At 62.7% G+C, this 18071-nt stretch carries 21 protein-coding genes; 11 read left to right on the top strand and 10 right to left on the bottom strand.

Annotation, left to right across the window (positions count from 1 at the left end; all coding sequences use genetic code 11):
• Positions 1-153 precede the first annotated feature (153 nt).
• Positions 154-915: a Nif3-like dinuclear metal center hexameric protein gene (locus tag KUW18_RS12790; protein ID WP_206937261.1), complete on the bottom strand. Its 762-nt coding sequence runs from the start codon at positions 913-915 to the stop codon at positions 154-156.
• Between the two features lie 113 nt (positions 916-1028).
• Between KUW18_RS12790 and KUW18_RS12785 the strand changes: the two genes are divergently transcribed.
• Positions 1029-2279 (top strand): Do family serine endopeptidase, encoded by a 1251-nt coding sequence (locus KUW18_RS12785; protein WP_222163002.1) that lies wholly within the window; start codon positions 1029-1031, stop codon positions 2277-2279.
• 312 nt (positions 2280-2591) lie between these two features.
• On the opposite strand, the gene hisD is transcribed toward KUW18_RS12785, so the two are convergent.
• The 9 genes from hisD to KUW18_RS12740 form a co-directional block, all read right to left on the bottom strand.
• Complete coding sequence (hisD, locus tag KUW18_RS12780; protein ID WP_222561575.1) at positions 2592-3905, bottom strand: histidinol dehydrogenase; 1314 nt, start codon at positions 3903-3905, stop codon at positions 2592-2594.
• Between the two features lie 125 nt (positions 3906-4030).
• Positions 4031-4681 (bottom strand): ATP phosphoribosyltransferase, encoded by a 651-nt coding sequence (gene hisG, locus KUW18_RS12775; RefSeq protein WP_206937245.1) that lies wholly within the window; start codon positions 4679-4681, stop codon positions 4031-4033.
• A gap of 75 nt (positions 4682-4756) precedes the next feature.
• Positions 4757-6019 (bottom strand): UDP-N-acetylglucosamine 1-carboxyvinyltransferase, encoded by a 1263-nt coding sequence (gene murA / locus KUW18_RS12770; RefSeq protein ID WP_222561574.1) that lies wholly within the window; start codon positions 6017-6019, stop codon positions 4757-4759.
• A gap of 13 nt (positions 6020-6032) precedes the next feature.
• Positions 6033-6287, bottom strand: coding sequence for a BolA family protein (locus KUW18_RS12765; protein ID WP_222561573.1), 255 nt, complete (start codon positions 6285-6287; stop codon positions 6033-6035).
• Between the two features lie 261 nt (positions 6288-6548).
• A complete protein-coding gene (locus tag KUW18_RS12760) occupies positions 6549-6884 on the bottom strand; it encodes a lipid asymmetry maintenance protein MlaB (RefSeq protein WP_222162999.1) in 336 nt (111 codons plus the stop codon).
• Positions 6881-7531, bottom strand: coding sequence for a phospholipid-binding protein MlaC (locus tag KUW18_RS12755; RefSeq protein WP_222162998.1), 651 nt, complete (start codon positions 7529-7531; stop codon positions 6881-6883). Before KUW18_RS12755 ends, KUW18_RS12760 begins: the two co-directional genes overlap by 4 nt.
• A 33-nt stretch (positions 7532-7564) precedes the next feature.
• A complete protein-coding gene (gene mlaD, locus KUW18_RS12750; protein ID WP_206937232.1) occupies positions 7565-8029 on the bottom strand; it encodes an outer membrane lipid asymmetry maintenance protein MlaD in 465 nt (154 codons plus the stop codon).
• Between the two features lie 17 nt (positions 8030-8046).
• Positions 8047-8829: a lipid asymmetry maintenance ABC transporter permease subunit MlaE gene (gene mlaE / locus KUW18_RS12745; RefSeq protein ID WP_206937228.1), complete on the bottom strand. Its 783-nt coding sequence runs from the start codon at positions 8827-8829 to the stop codon at positions 8047-8049.
• Positions 8826-9635, bottom strand: coding sequence for an ABC transporter ATP-binding protein (locus KUW18_RS12740; RefSeq protein WP_206937225.1), 810 nt, complete (start codon positions 9633-9635; stop codon positions 8826-8828). Before KUW18_RS12740 ends, mlaE begins: the two co-directional genes overlap by 4 nt.
• A gap of 247 nt (positions 9636-9882) precedes the next feature.
• Here KUW18_RS12740 and KUW18_RS12735 point away from each other — a divergent pair, with 247 nt between their 5' ends.
• The 10 genes from KUW18_RS12735 (at position 9883) to rapZ (ending at position 18070) form a co-directional block, all read left to right on the top strand.
• Complete coding sequence (locus KUW18_RS12735) at positions 9883-10824, top strand: calcium/sodium antiporter (RefSeq protein ID WP_222561572.1); 942 nt, start codon at positions 9883-9885, stop codon at positions 10822-10824.
• A 33-nt stretch (positions 10825-10857) separates the two neighbouring features.
• Positions 10858-11865 carry a KpsF/GutQ family sugar-phosphate isomerase gene (locus KUW18_RS12730; RefSeq protein WP_409995832.1) on the top strand — a complete coding sequence of 336 codons (1008 nt, stop codon included), beginning with the start codon at positions 10858-10860 and terminating at the stop codon, positions 11863-11865.
• Positions 11866-11949: 84 nt separating this feature from the next.
• Positions 11950-12516 (top strand): KdsC family phosphatase, encoded by a 567-nt coding sequence (locus KUW18_RS12725; protein ID WP_222561571.1) that lies wholly within the window; start codon positions 11950-11952, stop codon positions 12514-12516.
• Positions 12513-13088, top strand: coding sequence for an LPS export ABC transporter periplasmic protein LptC (gene lptC, locus KUW18_RS12720; protein WP_222238127.1), 576 nt, complete (start codon positions 12513-12515; stop codon positions 13086-13088). The genes KUW18_RS12725 and lptC overlap by 4 nt, the downstream gene beginning before the upstream one ends.
• Positions 13089-13132: 44 nt before the next feature.
• Positions 13133-13663 (top strand): lipopolysaccharide transport periplasmic protein LptA, encoded by a 531-nt coding sequence (gene lptA / locus KUW18_RS12715; protein WP_206937203.1) that lies wholly within the window; start codon positions 13133-13135, stop codon positions 13661-13663.
• Positions 13663-14388: an LPS export ABC transporter ATP-binding protein gene (lptB, locus tag KUW18_RS12710; RefSeq protein WP_206937201.1), complete on the top strand. Its 726-nt coding sequence runs from the start codon at positions 13663-13665 to the stop codon at positions 14386-14388. Before lptA ends, lptB begins: the two co-directional genes overlap by 1 nt.
• A 192-nt stretch (positions 14389-14580) precedes the next feature.
• A complete protein-coding gene (locus tag KUW18_RS12705; protein ID WP_222162995.1) occupies positions 14581-15993 on the top strand; it encodes an RNA polymerase factor sigma-54 in 1413 nt (470 codons plus the stop codon).
• 180 nt (positions 15994-16173) lie between these two features.
• Positions 16174-16482, top strand: a complete 309-nt coding sequence (hpf, locus tag KUW18_RS12700; protein WP_206937196.1) for a ribosome hibernation-promoting factor, HPF/YfiA family — start codon at positions 16174-16176, stop codon at positions 16480-16482.
• 6 nt (positions 16483-16488) lie between these two features.
• Positions 16489-16971, top strand: coding sequence for a PTS IIA-like nitrogen regulatory protein PtsN (ptsN, locus tag KUW18_RS12695; RefSeq protein WP_206937193.1), 483 nt, complete (start codon positions 16489-16491; stop codon positions 16969-16971).
• 217 nt (positions 16972-17188) lie between these two features.
• A complete protein-coding gene (gene rapZ, locus KUW18_RS12690; RefSeq protein WP_222561570.1) occupies positions 17189-18070 on the top strand; it encodes an RNase adapter RapZ in 882 nt (293 codons plus the stop codon).
• The last annotated feature ends 1 nt before the right edge of the window (position 18071 follow it).

Here is an 18071-nt window from a genome sequence, read left to right as displayed (position 1 = left end):
CTCCCGCCCGCATAACAGCAAGAGCCCGCATAATGCGGGCTCTTGCGTAGGGCTGTCGACATAAGCCGAGGGTGACGCCGGGCCCGCACCACATGGTCCGCCCAGACGCTCATATAGCGCATCCCTTGCTATCTTTCCTGTTACGACATGGCGTCAGGCAGGATTGTCGATATCCACAAAGCGGTGCTCCACCCCGAAGCGCTGCTTCAGCCACTCCCCAAGCGCCTCGACCCCATAACGCTCGGTGGCATGGTGGCCTGCCGCCAAGTAGTGGATACCCAACTCTCGGGCCATATGCGTGGTTCTTTCGGAGATCTCACCCGAGATAAAGACCTCGGCCCCCGCCGCCGCTGCCTGAGCAATCATGTCCTGCGCACCACCGGTGCACCAGGCGACCCGACTGACCGGCGCCTGGGACGGTGCCTCGACCAACAAGGGCTCCCGCGCCAACGCCTGACCCACTGCCCCAGCCAGCTCAGCGATCGTCGACGGACGCTTCAATTGCCCGTGCCACAGCAACCCTTCCCCCATGGGGGCATCAAGGGTACCCGCCACGCTAAGGCCGAGTCGGTGCGCCAACATGGCGTTATTGCCAAGCTCAGGGTGAGCGTCCAACGGCAGGTGATACGCCAGCAGATTGATGTCACTGCCCAGCAGCGCACCCAACCGCTTGCGCTTCATGCCGGTAATCGCCACCGGCTCGTTCTTCCAGAAGTAGCCGTGATGCACCAGCAGCACATCTGCCTGCCAGCGCACCGCCTCATCGACCAGCGCCTGGGATGCAGTCACGCCTGACATGACCCGGGTAACGCTGGCACGGCCCTCGACCTGCAGGCCATTCTCCGTGTAGTCCTTGAAGCGGGACACATTCAGCAGCTGGTCACAGGCCGCCACCAGCTCATCACGTTGCGTCATGCAGGTTCTCCTGAAGCAGGTCCAGACAAGCATCACCTCAGCGATGCTACAATGCCGCACATTGTACGCACCGCCTCGCCAGCCCGCGACCGCCAAACAAGGACCTCCGCCGCATGCGACGCACCCTTTCCCTCTATTTCTGGCCAGTCCTCACCGGCATCCTCCTGGCCATTGTGCTGATCAATGCCTTCCCGGAGAGACTGGGCCGCACGCCCTCCACGCTGACATCGCCGCCGGTACTGACCCCACCCGAACAACCCCTCTCGGTCGAGCCGACGACGTCCCCGCGGCCCGCGCCGGAAGTGCGCGAGGCAGCGCCCCTCAGCCGCGAGGGCGGACCGGTCAGCTACGCCGAGGCGGTCGAAAAAGCGGCGCCCGCGGTGGTCAATGTGTATTCGTCTCGGGTGGTCGAGCGCGACACACACCCTCTTATGTCGGACCCCTTCTTCCGTCAGTTCTTCGGCAACAATGACGTCCCTTCCCGTCAGCGCATGCTGTCGAGCCTGGGTTCTGGCGTCATCGTCAGCGCCGACGGCTACGTCCTGACCAACCACCACGTCATCAGCGGCGCGGACCAGGTACAGGTGGCCCTGCGCGATGGCCGCGAGACACTGGCCCAGGTCATTGGCACCGACCCGGAAAGCGACCTGGCGGTGCTCAAGATCGATCTCGACGATTTGCCCGTGATCGAGCTGACCGACTCACGCCAAGTGGCGGTGGGCGATGTTTCATTGGCGATCGGCAATCCCTTTGGAGTAGGCCAGACCGTTACAATGGGCATCATCAGTGCCACAGGACGCAGTCATCTGGGGCTCAATGCCTACGAGGATTTCATTCAGACCGACGCGGCTATCAATCCAGGAAACTCCGGGGGCGCCCTGGTCAATCCTGAAGGGGCACTGGTCGGCATCAACACCGCCATCTTTTCGCGTTCCGGAGGCTCCCAGGGCATCGGCTTCGCTATCCCTGCCAATCTGGCGCGCAGCATCCTGGATGAGCTGGTGACCCACGGTCGCGTGATCCGCGGCTGGCTCGGCATCGAGGCCCAGGAGCTCAACCAGGAGCTGGCGACCTCCTTCGGACTGCAGGTCCCCGCTGGGGTCATCATCGCCGGCGTCGTCTCCGACGGCCCTGCCGATCAGGCGGGTCTCAAACCCGGGGATGTGCTGCTGGAGGTCGACGGACGCGCCGTTATCGACCCCCGGCGGACCATGAGCGATATCGCCGCAGTTGCACCGGGAACCGAACTCAGCGTCAGCGTCGCACGCAAGGGTCAGCGACTGAACGTCACGCTGGAAGTCGGCGAGCGCCCCACACCACAGTCACAGGCCTTGCAGGATGAGGAAACCGCCCCCGACAACTGACGGGGGCTTGCCGGCACCCCTCTGCTCTCTGAACCTCCTGTGCGGGCAGTCTCCAGGCCCGTCGTGGAAAGGCCGCTGTGGAAAGGCCGCTGTAGAAAATTCCTTGCGGACAACCGCGCGGACCGTCCCTGGGCCAGCCCCAGCGTCTGCCCAGCGCGCCCTGCCCCCTCCAGAGCGCTGACAACAAGGCGTTGATAAAAAGCTCTGACCACAACGCTCAGGCAACAACGCCCAAGAACACAAAAGGCCCGGAAATTCCGGGCCTTTTGTGTTCTACCACCAAGCAGAGCAGCGCCTGCCTGGACGCCAGGATCAGCGCTTGATGCGATACTCTGCCGAGCGCGCGTGAGCCGTCAGCGACTCGCCCCGGGCCAGCACCGACGCCGTCTCACCGAGTACTGACGCCCCCTCTGGCGAGCACTGGATCAGAGACGACCGCTTCTGGAAGTCGTAGACCCCTAGCGGCGAGGAGAAGCGGGCCGTGCCGGAGGTAGGCAGCACGTGATTGGGGCCAGCACAGTAATCTCCCAGCGCCTCTGCCGTGTGACGTCCCATGAAGATCGCCCCCGCATGCCGCACCTGGTCGACCATCAGCTCCGGCTTCTCCACCGACAGCTCAAGGTGTTCGGGGGCAATGCGGTTGATCAGCTCAATCGCTTCCGCCTCATCACGACAGGCAATCAGCGCACCGCGGTTGGCCAGAGACGCCCTGGCAATCTCTTCCCGCTCCAGGCTGGGCAGCAAGCGCTGCATGGCCTGCTCTACCTCGGCCAGGTGCTGTTCGTCCCAACTGACCAGAATCGCCTGTGCAATCTCGTCGTGCTCGGCCTGGGAAAACAGGTCCATGGCCAGCCACTCCGGGTCCGTCTTGCCATCCGAGACGATCAGGATTTCCGACGGGCCAGCGATCATGTCGATGCCGACCTGCCCGAACACCGCGCGCTTGGCGGTGGCGACATAGATATTGCCTGGCCCGACAATCTTGTCGACCCTGGGCACGCTGGCCGTGCCATAGGCCAGCGCAGCCACCGCCTGGGCGCCACCCAGGGTAAACACCTTGTCGACCCCAGCAAGATGGGCAGCTGCCAGCACCAGGTCATTGACCACGCCATCCGGGGTAGGAACGACCATGACGATTTCGCCCACACCCGCCACCTTGGCAGGCACCGCATTCATCAACACCGATGAGGGATACGCTGCCTTGCCACCAGGCACGTAGACGCCAGCACGATCCAGCGGAGTGACTTTCTGCCCCAGCACGGTGCCATCGGCTTCGGTGTACTGCCACGACTCTGGCTTCTGGCGCTCATGATAGCGGCGGATGCGGTCGGCAGCGGTGGTCAACGCATCTCGCTGAGTGCTCTCCAGGCCGTCGTAGGCCGCCTGCAGGCGTTCCGGCCCGAGCACCAACTCAGACATGCTCGACACCTCGAGACGATCCAGGCGCCGACTGAGCTCTACCAGCGCCTCATCACCCTGTTCGCGAACCTGGGTGATGATATCGCTGACCGTCTGCTGCACCTGATGGTCGGATACCCCCTCCCACGCCAGCAGCTCGGAAAGCCGCGCTGTGAAATCGCCATCACTGGTCGAAAGTCTTGCCACTATCGGCGCTTGCTGGGCCATCTGGTCATCTCCGCAGTCTTGTCCAACCACCTTCTCTCACCCGCCTTCGTGTCACGCTCTATCACGTCACTTGCCACCGTGTCAGCAGGGGCATACCACCTGATCCCGGCGCTCAAGCCCGCCGATCAGCCAGCGGCTTGCCGACGCGCGTCCACCGCATCACTCAGGCGCTTGATCAACGGCTTGATCCGATCATGCTTGATCGTCATCGAGGCCTGGTTCACCACCAACCGGGTGCTGATATGCGCCATCAGCTCCCTGGGCTCCATGCCGTTGGCACGCAGGGTATTGCCGGTATCGACAATATCGACGATTTCGTCGGCAAGGTTCATCAGCGGCGCCAGCTCCATCGCCCCGTAAAGCTTGATCACCTCTGCCTGGATACCCTGCTCGGCATAGTAACGTCGTGCCACATTGACGAATTTCGTCGCCACCCGGCGCCTGGCCCGAGCCGGCTCAGCCCCCTGGATGCCTGCCGTCATCAGCTTGCAGCGCGCAATGTTCAAGTCCAGCGGCTCGTACAACCCCTCCGCACCATGCTCAAGCAGCACATCCTTGCCGGCGACGCCAAGGTCGGCAGCCCCAAGCTGGACATAGGTGGGCACGTCGGTGGCTCGAATCACCACCAGCTTAACGTCCGGCAGGTTGGTGTCGAACAACAGCTTACGGCTCTTGCGCAGGTCTTCCGCCGGACGAATGCCCGCATCGGCCAGCAACGGCAGGGTCTCGTCGAGGATGCGCCCCTTGGAGAGCGCCACTATCAATTGCTTACTCATGATCTCGCCCGGTTGTCGGGATGGATGTCGAGGTGGCGTGTCGCGCGTGGGGCGGGGGCGCCCCCGCCAACGCATTTAACCTGGAACGCGCTTGATGCGTGCACCCAGAAGATGCAGCTTTTCCTCGATGCACTCATAGCCGCGGTCGATGTGGTAGATCCGATCCACCAGGGTCTCACCTTCTGCCATCATCGCAGCGATGACCAACGACGCCGAAGCGCGCAGGTCGGTGGCCATTACCGGGGCGCCAGACAGACGTTCGACGCCGGTGATCACCGCGGTATTTCCCTCAAGGGCGATTTTCGCGCCCATGCGATTCAGTTCCTGTACGTGCATGAAGCGATTTTCAAAGATCGTCTCCACCACCCGCGAGGAACCCTCTGCAACGGCATTCATGGCCACGAACTGGGCCTGCATGTCGGTGGGAAAGGCCGGGTAAGGCGCGGTGCGGATATTGACGGCTCGCGGTCGCCGCCCTTCCATGTCCAGCTCGATCCAGTCGTCCCCGGTGGTGATCTTGGCACCGGCCTCTTCAAGCTTGGCCAGCACCGCCTCGAGGATGTCCGCACGGGTACGCCGGACCCTGACGCGACCTCGGCTCAACGCCGCTGCCACCAGGAAGGTTCCGGTCTCGATACGGTCAGGCATCACATCATGATGCGCCCCGTGCAAGCGCTCGACACCTTCGATCACGATGGTGTCGGTTCCATGACCGCGGATACGCGCACCCATCTTGATCAAGCACTCGGCAAGATCCACCACCTCGGGTTCCTTGGCGGCGTTCTCCAGAATGGTGGTACCTTCGGCCAGCGTCGCCGCCATCAACAGGTTCTCGGTGCCGGTGACGGTGACCACATCGAAAAAGATGGTGGCACCCTTCAGCCGTCCATCACTGCTGGCGCGAATGTAGCCGCCCTCGACCCGAATGTCGGCACCCATGGCTTCCAGGCCACGAATATGCAGGTCCACCGGACGCGAGCCGATCGCACAGCCACCTGGCAGCGACACATCCGCCTTGCCGAAGTGGGCCAGGAGCGGACCCAGCACCAGAATCGATGCACGCATCTTCTTGACCAGCTCATAGGGCGCATGACAATCGCTGACCTGAGCCCCATTGAGCTGGATACACATCTTCTCGCCCATCACGGCCTGCACGCCCATATGGCCAAGCAGCTCAAGCGTGGTCGTGATGTCCTGAAGATGAGGAAGATTGCCGATGGTTACCGGCTCTTCGGAAAGCAAGGTGGCACACAGAATCGGCAGAGCCGCGTTCTTGGCACCGCTGGCCCAGACATCGCCCTCGGCGGGTCCGTTGCCGGTAATGATCAATTTGTCCATGCGGGCGCTACCATCAGGCTCCAGTGTTCTCAGCGGCCGATTGCCACTGGGAAGGGGTAAACGTCTTGATACTGACGGCGTGAAGGGCACCAGAGGCAATTTCCTCTGACAATGCGCCGTAGATAACCTGCTGACGCTTGACCGGCGTCAGTCCGGCGAAGCATTCGCCCACGGCGATGACCTGAAAGTTGCAGCCTTCACCTTGGATATGAAATTCGCAGCCGTCGACTCGGCTCTCGAGCAGCGCTTTAACGTCGCTGGGTTGCATGCCCCTGCTCCTTCAACTGGCGTAAGACACGGTGCGCCGACGAGGGTGCGCCGCGCCCGAAAAAACACAAAGGGCATATGGTAAAGAAAAGCGACGCGCTTGGCGATGACGTAGACACTTTCCCCAGGCTCGGTACGTGCCGCCGGCGGTCAAGCCGGCTACGGCACGACGGGGCCTGTCGCTGATGACTCCCGAAAGCAGCGCGCCCCCGAATACGCATCGCATTCGGGGGCGCGGCATGCACGATAGTGACGACAGCGGTCAGGCGCGTGCGCAGGTCGACGGCAACAGATCGTCGAGTCCCGCAAGCTCCGTCAACTGCCATAGCGGCGGCGACAGCTTGATGCTGTTCAACGACAGTCCTGCGCGACGCATGGTTCGCGCCCATTCGAGCATCATCGTCAGCGCGGCGCTGGACACGTGCTCGACCTCACTGAGGTCGAGACACACAGGGGAGCCCGGCGCCCGCTCTTCGAGCCACTCACGCCCTGCTTCCGCCATTTCGGCAGCGCCTTCGAAGTTGACCTTGCCGCAGACCCTCAGGGTGCCTTCGTCCTCAAGCAACCGGGCCGACGCCACTTCGATCAATACGCTCACGCACCACGCTCCAGCTCGTCGACACCCACGTCGGGGCTCCAGTTGTTGATGACTGCGTCGTAGTCGCGGTTGTACTGGCGCATCGCCTGGTCAAACTGATTGCGGAATGTCAGGCCCAGGTTGATGCCATTGACGATCACATTGACCACCTGCCACTTGCCGTTGGACTGACGCAGCGTGTAGCTGACCGGGTACACCGTGCCATCGGTCGCCACCACCTCCATGTCGACGCTGGCCTGATCCTCGTAGCGAGCCGCCGACTGGTTATCGAGCACCCGAATGGAGTCATACTCGAACGTCACCAGGCCCTTGGCATAGGTATCCAGCAGCGTCTGCTTGAAGACGTCGACGAAGCGAGAGCGCTGCTGCGGGGTGGCGTTGTTGAAGTACCGCCCCATCACGCTGGCGCCTATGTAGCGAAAGTCGGCAACACCGCGCAGGCTATCGTCCACCACCTGCTTGAGCTCCTGAGGGTGCTCCATATAGTACGACTCACGGCCATCGATCTTGCCCATCAAGCCATCGATGCTGTCGCGAATCATTTGCTCGGGAGATTGCTGGGCCAGAGCGGGCAAGCTGACCAGCACCATCATCAGCGCTACCATCCAGCGCCGCAGCTGAACCATGGCGTGCAGAGAACGGGTCATTGAAGCCTCCTTGTCAGTCCGGAAACTGCCGGATCAGTCTTTCGTCAGGTTGGACACGAATTGCTGTATGAGTTCCTCTAGCACCAGCGCGGACTGAGTGTCTCGCACGACACCGCCGTCCTCGATCATCTCCGGCGATCCGCCGACGGACAAACCGATGTACTGCTCGCCCAGCAGGCCGGACGTCAAGATGGCCGCCGTGCTGTCGTCCGGCAGCATGCCGGAAAGTTCGTTATCGAGAGACATCACGACTTCGGCGTCATACCACTCGGTATTCAGGTCAATGCTCTCGACCCGACCCACGGTAACGCCCGCCATGGTCACCCGCGCCCGCGGCTTGAGACCGCCGATGTTGGCGAAGTTGGCACGTAGCTCGAAGGTATCGTCGGCGCGCTGCAGGTCGAGCCCGCTGACCTTGAGCCCCAGGAACACCAGGCCCAATATGCCGGCCAGCATGAACAGGCCAACACTCAATTCCATTGTCTTGCTGCGCTTCATGGGCAGTCTCCGAAAAATCAGGAAAGCCCGCCGAACATCACGGCGGTCAACACGAAATCCAAGCCCAGTACGGCCAGGGAGGAATACACTACGGTCCGGGTGGTCGCCCGCGAGATACCTTCGGAGGTCGGGATCAGGTCGTAACCCTGAAACACGGCGATCCAGGTCACTACCAAGGCAAACATCAGGCTCTTGACGATGCCGTTGCCAATGTCGTTGAAGAACCCGACGCTGGCCTGCATGTTGCCCCAATAGGAGCCCTCGAACACCCCCAGCCACTCGACGCCGACAAGATAACCGCCATAGATGCCCACTACACTGAAACCGATGGTCAACAGCGGCAGCGAGACAAAGCCAGCCCACAGTCTGGGCGCCACGATTCTACGCAGCGGATCAACGCCGATCATTTCCATGCTGGTCAGCTGCTCAGTGGCTTTCATCAGGCCAATCTCGGCGGTCAACGCTGACCCCGCGCGTCCCGCAAACAGCAGTGCCGCCACCACCGGCGCCAGCTCGCGAAGCAAGGCCAGGGACACCATCTGCCCCAGCGCATCCGCCGCGCCAAAGTCGACCAGAATGGTGTAGCCCTGCAGCGCCAGCACCATGCCGATGAACAGACCAGATACCAGAATGATCGCCAGCGACAGCACACCGACCATGTAGACCTGGGCAATCCACAGACTGATGCCCCCCATGGTGGGACGGCCAAACATCGATTGCGCTAGAAATAGCCCTGCCCGGCCCACTGCCTCGAGCAGGTCACAGCCACGCCGCCCAAGGCGACTGATCCGCTCGATCATGCTTCCTCCTGCCCCAGAATATCGTCATAGAAATCATTGGCCGGATAATGGAACGGGACAGGCCCATCCGGCTCGCCATGCACAAACTGGCTGACGCGGGGGTCCTGCTCGACGTCCAGAGAAGCGGGCGTACCGTGGGCCATGACTCTTCCGTCCGCTACCACATAGACATAATCGGCAATGGACAAGGTTTCCTTGATATCATGGGAGACCACCACCGAGGTCAAGCCCAGCGCCTGGTTGAGACGACGAATAAGCTGAACCAGCACACCCATCGAGATCGGATCCTGACCGACGAATGGCTCGTCATACAGAATCAGCTCGGGGTCGAGGGCCACCGCACGCGCCAGCGCCACTCGCCGCGTCATCCCGCCAGACAGCTCCGAAGGCATCAGATCGCGAGCACCACGCAGCCCGACCGCTTCGAGCTTCATCAGCACCACATCGCGCACCATGCTCTCCGGAAGATCCGTATGCACGCGCAGCGGAAACGCCACGTTCTCGAACACGCTAAGGTCGGAGAACAGCGCACCGCTCTGGAACAGCATGCCCATGCGTCGCCGCATCTGGAACAGATCCTTGCGCGACAGTCGGTGCACATCGTGCCCGTCGATCAGCACCCTGCCGGCGCTCGGCGCCAGCTGCCCGCCGATCAACTTCAGCAGAGTGGTCTTGCCGGTACCACTGGGGCCCATGATGGCCGTGATCTTGCCGCGGGGAATGGAGAGATCCACGCCACGAAAGATATCTCTATCGCCGCGCGTGAAATGCAGGTTCTCCACCTCCACCAAGGAGGAAGCCGTCATCGCAGTCCCCAAACAATGATGGTCGCCATGAAACAAACGCCGTTGCCTCGCTCGCTGCAAAACGCAGACGGGCTCCGCCACGACCATGGAACCAGGAAACATGATAGAGCGCGTTGCCATGCGCTCGGTTTTCGAACATCGTATCTTAACTGAAACATGCCACGCCAGTGCAGCGGCTGCGCGCTTGCGCGCAGGATGTTGGCAGGGTTCAATGGGCGCCCTCGATATTCACCATCAGGTTGTCCGCATGTTGTTACCGCTCGTCGCTGTCGCTCTTGGTCTTGTTGGCCTGCTATGGAGCGCCGATCGCTTCGTTGGCGCGGCCGCTGCAACCGCGTATCGCGCCGGCATGAGCATCATGCTGGTCGGCATGACCATCGTCTCTATCGGCACCTCCGCCCCGGAGATCGTCGTGTCGGTGATGGCATCCCTGGATGGCACGCCTGACCTTGCTACCGGCAATGCGCTGGGCTCCAACATCGCCAACATCGCGCTGGTACTGGGCGTGACCGCCCTGGTCGTGCCGATTCCGGTGCGTTTCAGCATCGTTCGTCGCGAACTGCCACTACTGCTGGGCGCGACCGGACTGGCCGGCTATGCCCTGGCCGATGGCCAGCTGAACAGCGTCGACGCGGCCCTTCTGCTGGCCCTGTTGGTGTTCAGCATCTGGTGGCTATTTCGCGCAGACGAAGGGCAGCAGGCGGTCGCCGGCGAGATCCCCGGCATGGCGCTGGGCAAGGCCCTTGTCTGGCTGGTCGTGACCCTGGCGGTGATGATCGCCAGCTCCCGCGGGCTGGTCTGGGGCGCAACCGAGCTGGCACGCTCCTTCGGGGTGAGCGAGCTGGTCATTGGCCTGACCGTCGTCGCTATCGGCACCAGCCTGCCCGAGCTTGCCGCCTGTGTTGCCAGCGCCCTGAAGCGTCACCACGACCTCGCCATCGGCAATGTCATCGGCTCCAACCTGTTCAACATGCTGGCCGTGCTGCCCGTACCTGGCTTGCTGGCACCGGGGGCCACCGACCCTGACGCCGCGGGGCGCGACTTCCCGGTCATGCTCGGCCTGACGCTGGCGCTGGCGGCCATCCTGCTGTGGCAGCGCCGCGGGCGCGTCGGACGCATCGTCGGCGCGCTGCTGGCAGCCAGCTACGCCTTCTATCTGTTCTGGCTGGGTACCTCCCTGACAGCCTGACCCTTGTGACAACGGTGGTAAACGGCAACAATCATGGCCATGACCAAATTTCCCGACGGGGCGTCGCCCTCGAGACCCATCAATGTTCGCGCTATCGCCCGACGCACGCTGGAGCTGGAGCGCGACGCGGTCGATGCGTTGATTCAGCGCCTCGATGAGGCCTTTGAGCGCGCCTGCACGCTGATCCTGGCCTGCCAAGGACGGGTGGTGGTGACAGGCATGGGCAAATCCGGCCACATCGGCGGCAAGATTGCCGCCACTCTGGCCAGCACCGGCACCCCGGCGTTCTTTGTTCATCCCGGTGAGGCCAGCCATGGCGACCTTGGCATGATCACCCCAGGTGACGTGGTCCTGGCGCTGTCCAATTCCGGCGAGACTGCCGAAGTTACCGCCTTGCTGCCTCTATTGAAGCGTATGGGCATTCCGCTGATCAGCATGACCGGCAGGCCCGGATCGACCCTGGCGCGCCACGCCGAGGCTCACCTGGATGCCGGCGTCGAACGCGAGGCCTGCCCGCTCGACCTCGCCCCCACGTCCTCTACCACGGCAGCGCTTGCCCTCGGTGACGCCCTGGCCGTCGCACTGCTTGAATCCCGCGGTTTTACCGCGGAAGACTTCGCGCTGTCCCACCCCGGCGGCAGCCTGGGCAAACGCCTGCTGCTGACGGTGGCAGACCTGATGCATACCGGCGACAGACTTCCCGTCGTGGCGACTGGCTCACCGCTCAGGGATGCTCTGCTCGAGATCACCCGCCAGGGCCTCGGTTTCACCTGCGTAGTGGCCGATGACGGTACCCTGGCGGGCGTCTATACCGATGGCGACCTGCGCCGAACCCTTGACCGCCACCAGGATTTCAGCACCCTGAGCGTGGACGATGTCATGACCAGTCCCGGACGGCGCATCCGTCCCGACACCCTGGCGGCGGAAGCCGTCAAGCTGATGGAAGACAGTCGCATCACCGCTCTGGCGGTGGTGGATGACCAGCAGCGCCCGGTTGGCGCGCTACACATGCATGACCTGCTGGCAGCAGGTGTCATTTGACGCCTGGCCTGGCGGCACTCCGGGCGCTACCGCCGGGCAGCTGCCGTCACACCTTCTGCCCACTCAACATCAAGGATCGCCATGATGGCCCACGACCCACTTGCCTCACTCTCCCCTGACCTGGTGCAACGACTTGGCCGCGTGAAGCTGCTGGCGCTGGATGTGGACGGCGTGCTGACCGATGGGCAGCTTATCTTTCATGCCGACGGTACGGAACTGAAGGCCTTCAATACCCTCGATGGCCACGGTATCAAGCTGGCCAGGCGCGCGGGAATCGACGTCGCCCTGATCACCGGGCGTAGCTCACCCATGGTCTCCCAGCGCGCCAAGGCGCTGGGCATCCAGCACGTCCAGCAAGGTGTCGAACGCAAGCTGCCGGCGCTGGCATCGCTGTGCGCCGAGCTGTCGCTGTCACTGGAAGAGGTGGCCTACTGCGGAGACGACCTGCCCGACCTGCCGTGCATTGACCGCTGTGGCGTGGGCATCAGCGTGCCAGGCGCCCCGTTCTACATTCGCGAACGCGCCCGCTGGGTCACCGAGCGCTGCGGCGGTCATGGCGCAGTACGCGAAATCACGGATACCTTGCTGGCGGCCCAGGGCCGCCTCGACGGCGTGGTGGACAGCTATCTGAAGGACGGACCCCTGATATGACATGGCGTGCACTGCGGCCCGGTTTCCGTTTCTGGCTGGTCATCCTGCTGCTGGTGCTGGGCGGTGGTCTGGCCCTGCTCGACCCGCGGGACGGCACTGTGCCCGACCTGATCACCGACGATCAGGCCGGCGAGCCGGACTACTACCTGATCGATGCCACCCTGACGCGCTTCGACACCGAGGGTGCGCCCCATCAACGCATCACGACCCCACGTCTGGTGCACACCCCGCTGGATGACATCACCCGCGTCGACCAACCTGACATGGAGCTTGTCGATGACAGTGGCCGCCTGTGGATCGCCACTGCCACCGACGGCGAACTTGGCCCGGACGGCAACCCTCTGACACTGACCGGAGATGCCCACCTTGAGGCCCCTGCCGAGCGCTGGCAGCTGGATACCGAGGTACTGGTCTATGACAGCGATTCAGGCCACGCCTGGAGTGAGACGCCTGCGGTATTGCGCCAGCCCCCCCAGGAAATGCGAGGCGAGCGCTTCGATGCCTGGATCCATGACAATACCGCCCGTCTGACCGACAATGTCACCGGCTATCATCCGCCAGAGCCTCAATAAGCCAGAGCCACACTCAGCCCGAGCCCTAACAAGGAGTCACTTCCATGATGCGTCCCCGTCCCGCGCTACTGCTCGCCCTGGCCCTGGGCCTGACGAGCGTCGCCACCAGCACCGTCACCCTGGCGCTGGAAAGCGACCGCAGCGCCCCCATTCAGGTAGAGGCCGACCAACTGGACCTGGATGACCGCGCAGGCACAGCGGTATATACCGGCGATGTGCGTATTCAGCAGGGCAGCATGCTGCTGACCGGTGAGCGTGTGGAAATTCAGCGCAACGACCAGGGTCAGCTATCCCGCGCCACGGCGACTGGCTCCCGTGCCTATCTGGAGCAGCAGCCTTCGCCGGAAGAGCCGGTGGTCAAGGGCTGGGGCAAGAAGGTGGTCTACCATGTTGCCGAGCGCCGCATGGAACTCATCGACCAGGCGGAATTGCACAAGGCCAATGACACCTTCGACGGCGCCTACCTGGAGTACTTTCTGGATCGCCGCGTCGTCCAGGCTCGCTCCAGCGCACAGGGTGTCGACGGCCAGCAGCGCATTCGCATGACCCTCGAGCCGGAAAGCCAAGGAAACTGATGAAGACTCTCCACGCTCGCCATCTGGCCAAGAGCTACAAGAAGCGCCGCGTCGTCCAGGACATCAGCCTGTCCATCGAACAGGGCAGCATCGTGGGCCTATTGGGCCCCAACGGCGCAGGCAAGACCACCTCCTTCTACATGATCGTCGGACTGGTCAGGGCGGATGCTGGCACCATCAGCATCGACGATGACGACCTGAGCCGCGCGGCCATGCACCAGCGGGCACTGGCGGGTATTGGCTACCTGCCACAGGAAGCCTCCATCTTCCGCAAGCTGTCCGTAGCCGACAACATCATGGCGATCCTCGAGACCCGCAAGGACCTCGACCGGGAAGGTCGCCAGGCGCGCCTTGAGCAACTGCTCGAAGACTTCCATGTCAGCCACATTCGCGACAACCCGGGCATGAGCCTGTCCGGCGGGGAAAGACGTCGGGTCGAGATCGCCCGAGCCCTGGCCACAGAACCCGCCTTCATTCTGCTCGACGAACCCTTTGCCGGGGTGGATCCGATCTCCGTTGGCGAGATCAAGTCGATCATTCGCCAGCTCAAGGCTCGTGACATCGGCGTCTTGATCACCGACCACAACGTGCGCGAGACGCTGGACATCTGTGACCGCGCCTACATTGTCGGCGACGGCCAGATCATCGCCGAAGGCAGTGCCGAGTCGATCCTTGCCAACCAGCGCGTCAAGGAAGTCTATCTCGGCGAAAACTTTCGCCTTTAACCACCATGGGCGCTGCCGGGCCGCTATGTTGGCAGGGTCTTCATGGCGCCCGCTCGACCTTGCACTGACACGCATGCGGGGCACTGCAAGCCCTGCGCGCCACCCCCTGCCCACAAGTTGGCAAGAAGCTTGCATGGTACCTGACCCGCCGTTAGGGTAAGGCTTTTCAGCTCCACGAACGGAAGTCACATCATGGCCCTCAAGGCGTCACTGCAGCTGAAGATCGGCACCCAGCTGACCATGACCCCTCAGCTGCAACAGGCAATTGGCCTGCTCCAGCTTTCCACGCTGGACCTGCGCCAGGAAGTCCAGCAGGCGCTCGAGGCCAACCCGATGCTCGAGCTGGAGGATGAATTCGGCGAGCTGCAGGTCAAGGACAGCAAGGACGACGACTGGGCCGACGAGATCCCCTCCGAGCTAACGGTCGACAGCGACTGGTCCGATACCTATCAAGACCTTGGCACCGCCCCGGCCGGCAGCGCCGAGGCGCCTGACTTCGAGCGCCAGGCCAGCGGGCAATCCCTGCATGGCCACCTTAGCTGGCAGCTGGCCCTGCTGGACCTCAATGATAATGACAGGCGCATCGCAGAGTGCCTGATTGACGCGGTCAACGGCGATGGCTACCTGGTAGGACACCTTGACGATATCGCCCAGGGCCTGGCCGATGACGACGCTGCTGCCCCGCCCCTGCAGGACGTGGCGTCGGTGCTGGCCAGGCTGCAGCAATTCGAACCTACCGGTGTATTTGCCCGAGATTTGCGCGAATGCCTGCAGCTGCAACTGGACAGCCTGCCCCGTGACACCCCCCTTCTGCCCCAGGCGGGAAGACTGGTACGCCAGTTTCTCGAGGCGCTGGCCAGCGGTGATCGCCGTCTGCTGAAGCGCCGCCTGAGCCTGACCGAAGAGCAGCTGGACGATGTCATCGAACTGATCCGTGGCCTCGACCCTAGGCCTGGCAGCCAGTACGGCGACAGCGACAACGACTATGTCATTCCCGATCTGGTGGTCCGCCACACCGAAGAAGGCTGGCGCGTCGAGCTGAACCCTGAGGCGATGCCACGCCTGCGCATTCAACCCGACTATGCGGCGTTGATCCGACGGGCCGACAAGAGCCAGGACAACCAGTTTCTGAAGGACCACTTGCAGGAGGCGCGCTGGCTGATCAAGAGCCTGGCAAGCCGCAACGACACCCTGTTGAGGGTCGGACGCGAAATCATGGAGCGGCAGCTCGACTTCCTCGAGCAGGGTGAAGCCGCCATGAAACCACTGGTGTTGGCAGACATTGCGGCCAAGGTGGAGATGCACGAATCGACCATCTCACGGGTGACGACCCAGAAATTCGTGCATACGCCACGGGGAGTGTTCGAGCTCAAGTATTTCTTTTCCAGCCAGGTGGGCCAGGATGGGGATGCCCATTCCAGCACTGCCATACGCGCCATGATCAAGTCGCTGATCCAGCAGGAGCCGCCTCGCAAACCGCTGTCTGACAGCAAATTGGTGGAGCTGCTCGCCGAAGACGGTGTCAACGTCGCCCGACGCACCGTCGCCAAGTATCGAGAAGCGATGAATATTCCCTCTTCGAGCGAGCGCAAGCGCCTGCGCTGAGCCCGGTCAGAAGGCTCGAGACAGGCGGCGAGCAGAGTGCGTAGCGCAGTTGCATGAAAAGCGCAAGCGCTTGAAATATCGCACGACATCTGCGTCTTAATGCGTAGAAGCAGGGGGGTTTGCAGGATCGGAAAAAGGGTTACAATCGAGCTACCACCCGCAAGAGCAAGGAGCCTTGTCATGCAAGTCAACATTACCGGCCACCACGTCGAATTGACCGATCCCCTGCGTGACTACGTACAAGAGAAGCTCGCCCGTGTGGAGCGCCATTACGACAACATCACCAATGTGCAGGTCACCCTCTCGGTGGAGAAGGAGCGCCAACAGGCTGCCTGTACGCTTCACGCTGCCGGTGCAGACCTGCATGCAGAAGCCCAGGACGGCGACATGTACGCCGCCATCGACGCCCTTGCCGACAAGCTGGACCGCCAGCTCGTCAAGCACAAGGAAAAATCCCAAGCCCGCGCCCAAGGCGCCGGAATTCGCTGACCTCTCATGACATTGGATGCCATTCTCCCCCCCGAGCGCACGCTATTTGACGTCCCGGGGGGCAGCAAGAAGAGGGTGCTGGAATTTTTCAGCACCTTCATTGCGCAGAACACACCAAGCCTGGATAGCCAGGAAGTCTTCAGTCGCCTGATCGGCCGCGAACGTCTGGGTAGCACCGGCATCGGCAATGGCGTGGCCATTCCGCATGCTCGCAACCCTCACTGCAAGGCCCCTATCTCTGGCTTTCTCAAGCTGGCAGAGCCGATTGATTTCGACGCCATCGACGGCGAACCGGTGGACCTGGTATTTGTCTTGCTGGTGCCTGAAGAAGCGGATGATGCTCACCTAGCCCTGCTGGGCCAGGTGGCCGGGGTCATGAATGACGCCGATACCCGACATCGTCTGCGCCACGCGACGTCCCAGCGCGAGCTGCACGAGCGCTTGCAGGAAGCGATTCGCCAGCAAGCCCCGGGCGACGCCACGAGCTGACGGCACGCAGCGAAAGCGCCTTGATCCTATGTCTTGATGGCGCACGCCTTGCCTGGCGCCTTGAAGGAATGGCGCCTCGCTGATTAACCTCTAGCTGATTACCATCTAGCTGATCACCATCTAGCTAGATAGTACGCTCTGATCGAGCGTGATCTGGCCGTCACCGCGCGGTTGACACCAACTGCCCTCTTATCGCCCCCTGCCAAGGAGACAGGACATGCAGCTCGTGATCATCAGTGGTCGCTCTGGCTCGGGAAAGTCCGTGGCGCTTCAGGCTCTCGAAGACCTGGGCTTCTATGCCATCGACAACTTGCCAGCGACGCTGCTGGGGTCACTGGTCGAAGAGCTGGAGAATGGACATTCACAGCGCATTGCCGTCAGTGTCGATGCGCGCAATCTGCCCGAGGCGCTGGAGCGTTTTCCCGCGCAGCTGACGGGGCTGAAGCAAGGTCCCATCGACTGTCAGGTCGTCTATCTCACCAGCGACGCGCGGATTCTGCTGGAACGCTACTCCCATACTCGACGCCGCCACCCGCTGACCCGCAATACCGACATGACCCTGGCCGAGGCCATCGAGTCCGAGCAGAAGGCGTTGTCTGGCATTCGCGACCTGGCAGATCTGATCATCGACAGCTCCCGCCTGTCCGTACATGAGCTGCGTTCACGCATCGCCGAGCAGGTGGCCGATCATCGCAGCGGCCAGCTGAGCCTGACCATCGAGTCCTTTGGCTTCAAGCGTGGCGTGCCCCCCGACGCCGACATCGTGTTCGATGCACGCTGCCTGCCTAACCCCTACTGGGAACCATCGCTGCGGGATGCCAACGGCTGCGATCAAAGCGTGATCACCTTCCTTGAGCACTATCAAGACGTCGCCGACATGAAGCGCGACATCCTGACCTGGGTGCGCAACTGGCTGCCACGCTATCAGGCCAGCCAGCGCAGTTATCTGACGGTGGCCGTAGGCTGCACCGGGGGTCAGCATCGCTCGGTCTATCTGGCCGAGAGCATCGCCGCGGCGCTGGTCGATGACCACCCGAGAATACGCCTGCGCCACCGCGAGCTTGGCCAGCAACGTCGTCTGGACAGCGGGGCACAATGAG

Source organism: Halomonas sp. DP5Y7-2, assembly GCF_019802025.1.
Taxonomy (GTDB): Bacteria; Pseudomonadota; Gammaproteobacteria; order Pseudomonadales; family Halomonadaceae; genus Halomonas; species Halomonas litopenaei_A.
Note: the sequence above shows the minus strand (reverse complement) of the source record. Positions and strands in the feature narration are given on the sequence as shown.

Excerpts from the sequence above, each read along its gene's own strand:
- KUW18_RS12790 (WP_206937261.1), bottom strand. The coding sequence starts at position 915 with ATGACGCAACGTGATGAGCTGGTGGCGGCCTGTGACCAGCTGCTGAAT.
- KUW18_RS12785 (WP_222163002.1), top strand. The coding sequence starts at position 1,029 with ATGCGACGCACCCTTTCCCTCTATTTCTGGCCAGTCCTCACCGGCATC.
- hisD (WP_222561575.1), bottom strand. The coding sequence starts at position 3,905 with ATGGCCCAGCAAGCGCCGATAGTGGCAAGACTTTCGACCAGTGATGGC.
- hisG (WP_206937245.1), bottom strand. The coding sequence starts at position 4,681 with ATGAGTAAGCAATTGATAGTGGCGCTCTCCAAGGGGCGCATCCTCGAC.
- murA (WP_222561574.1), bottom strand. The coding sequence starts at position 6,019 with ATGGACAAATTGATCATTACCGGCAACGGACCCGCCGAGGGCGATGTC.
- KUW18_RS12765 (WP_222561573.1), bottom strand. The coding sequence starts at position 6,287 with ATGCAACCCAGCGACGTTAAAGCGCTGCTCGAGAGCCGAGTCGACGGC.
- KUW18_RS12755 (WP_222162998.1), bottom strand. The coding sequence starts at position 7,531 with ATGACCCGTTCTCTGCACGCCATGGTTCAGCTGCGGCGCTGGATGGTA.
- mlaD (WP_206937232.1), bottom strand. The coding sequence starts at position 8,029 with ATGAAGCGCAGCAAGACAATGGAATTGAGTGTTGGCCTGTTCATGCTG.
- mlaE (WP_206937228.1), bottom strand. The coding sequence starts at position 8,829 with ATGATCGAGCGGATCAGTCGCCTTGGGCGGCGTGGCTGTGACCTGCTC.
- KUW18_RS12740 (WP_206937225.1), bottom strand. The coding sequence starts at position 9,635 with ATGACGGCTTCCTCCTTGGTGGAGGTGGAGAACCTGCATTTCACGCGC.
- KUW18_RS12735 (WP_222561572.1), top strand. The coding sequence starts at position 9,883 with ATGTTGTTACCGCTCGTCGCTGTCGCTCTTGGTCTTGTTGGCCTGCTA.
- KUW18_RS12730 (WP_409995832.1), top strand. The coding sequence starts at position 10,858 with ATGGCCATGACCAAATTTCCCGACGGGGCGTCGCCCTCGAGACCCATC.
- KUW18_RS12725 (WP_222561571.1), top strand. The coding sequence starts at position 11,950 with ATGGCCCACGACCCACTTGCCTCACTCTCCCCTGACCTGGTGCAACGA.
- lptC (WP_222238127.1), top strand. The coding sequence starts at position 12,513 with ATGACATGGCGTGCACTGCGGCCCGGTTTCCGTTTCTGGCTGGTCATC.
- lptA (WP_206937203.1), top strand. The coding sequence starts at position 13,133 with ATGATGCGTCCCCGTCCCGCGCTACTGCTCGCCCTGGCCCTGGGCCTG.
- lptB (WP_206937201.1), top strand. The coding sequence starts at position 13,663 with ATGAAGACTCTCCACGCTCGCCATCTGGCCAAGAGCTACAAGAAGCGC.
- KUW18_RS12705 (WP_222162995.1), top strand. The coding sequence starts at position 14,581 with ATGGCCCTCAAGGCGTCACTGCAGCTGAAGATCGGCACCCAGCTGACC.
- hpf (WP_206937196.1), top strand. The coding sequence starts at position 16,174 with ATGCAAGTCAACATTACCGGCCACCACGTCGAATTGACCGATCCCCTG.
- ptsN (WP_206937193.1), top strand. The coding sequence starts at position 16,489 with ATGACATTGGATGCCATTCTCCCCCCCGAGCGCACGCTATTTGACGTC.
- rapZ (WP_222561570.1), top strand. The coding sequence starts at position 17,189 with ATGCAGCTCGTGATCATCAGTGGTCGCTCTGGCTCGGGAAAGTCCGTG.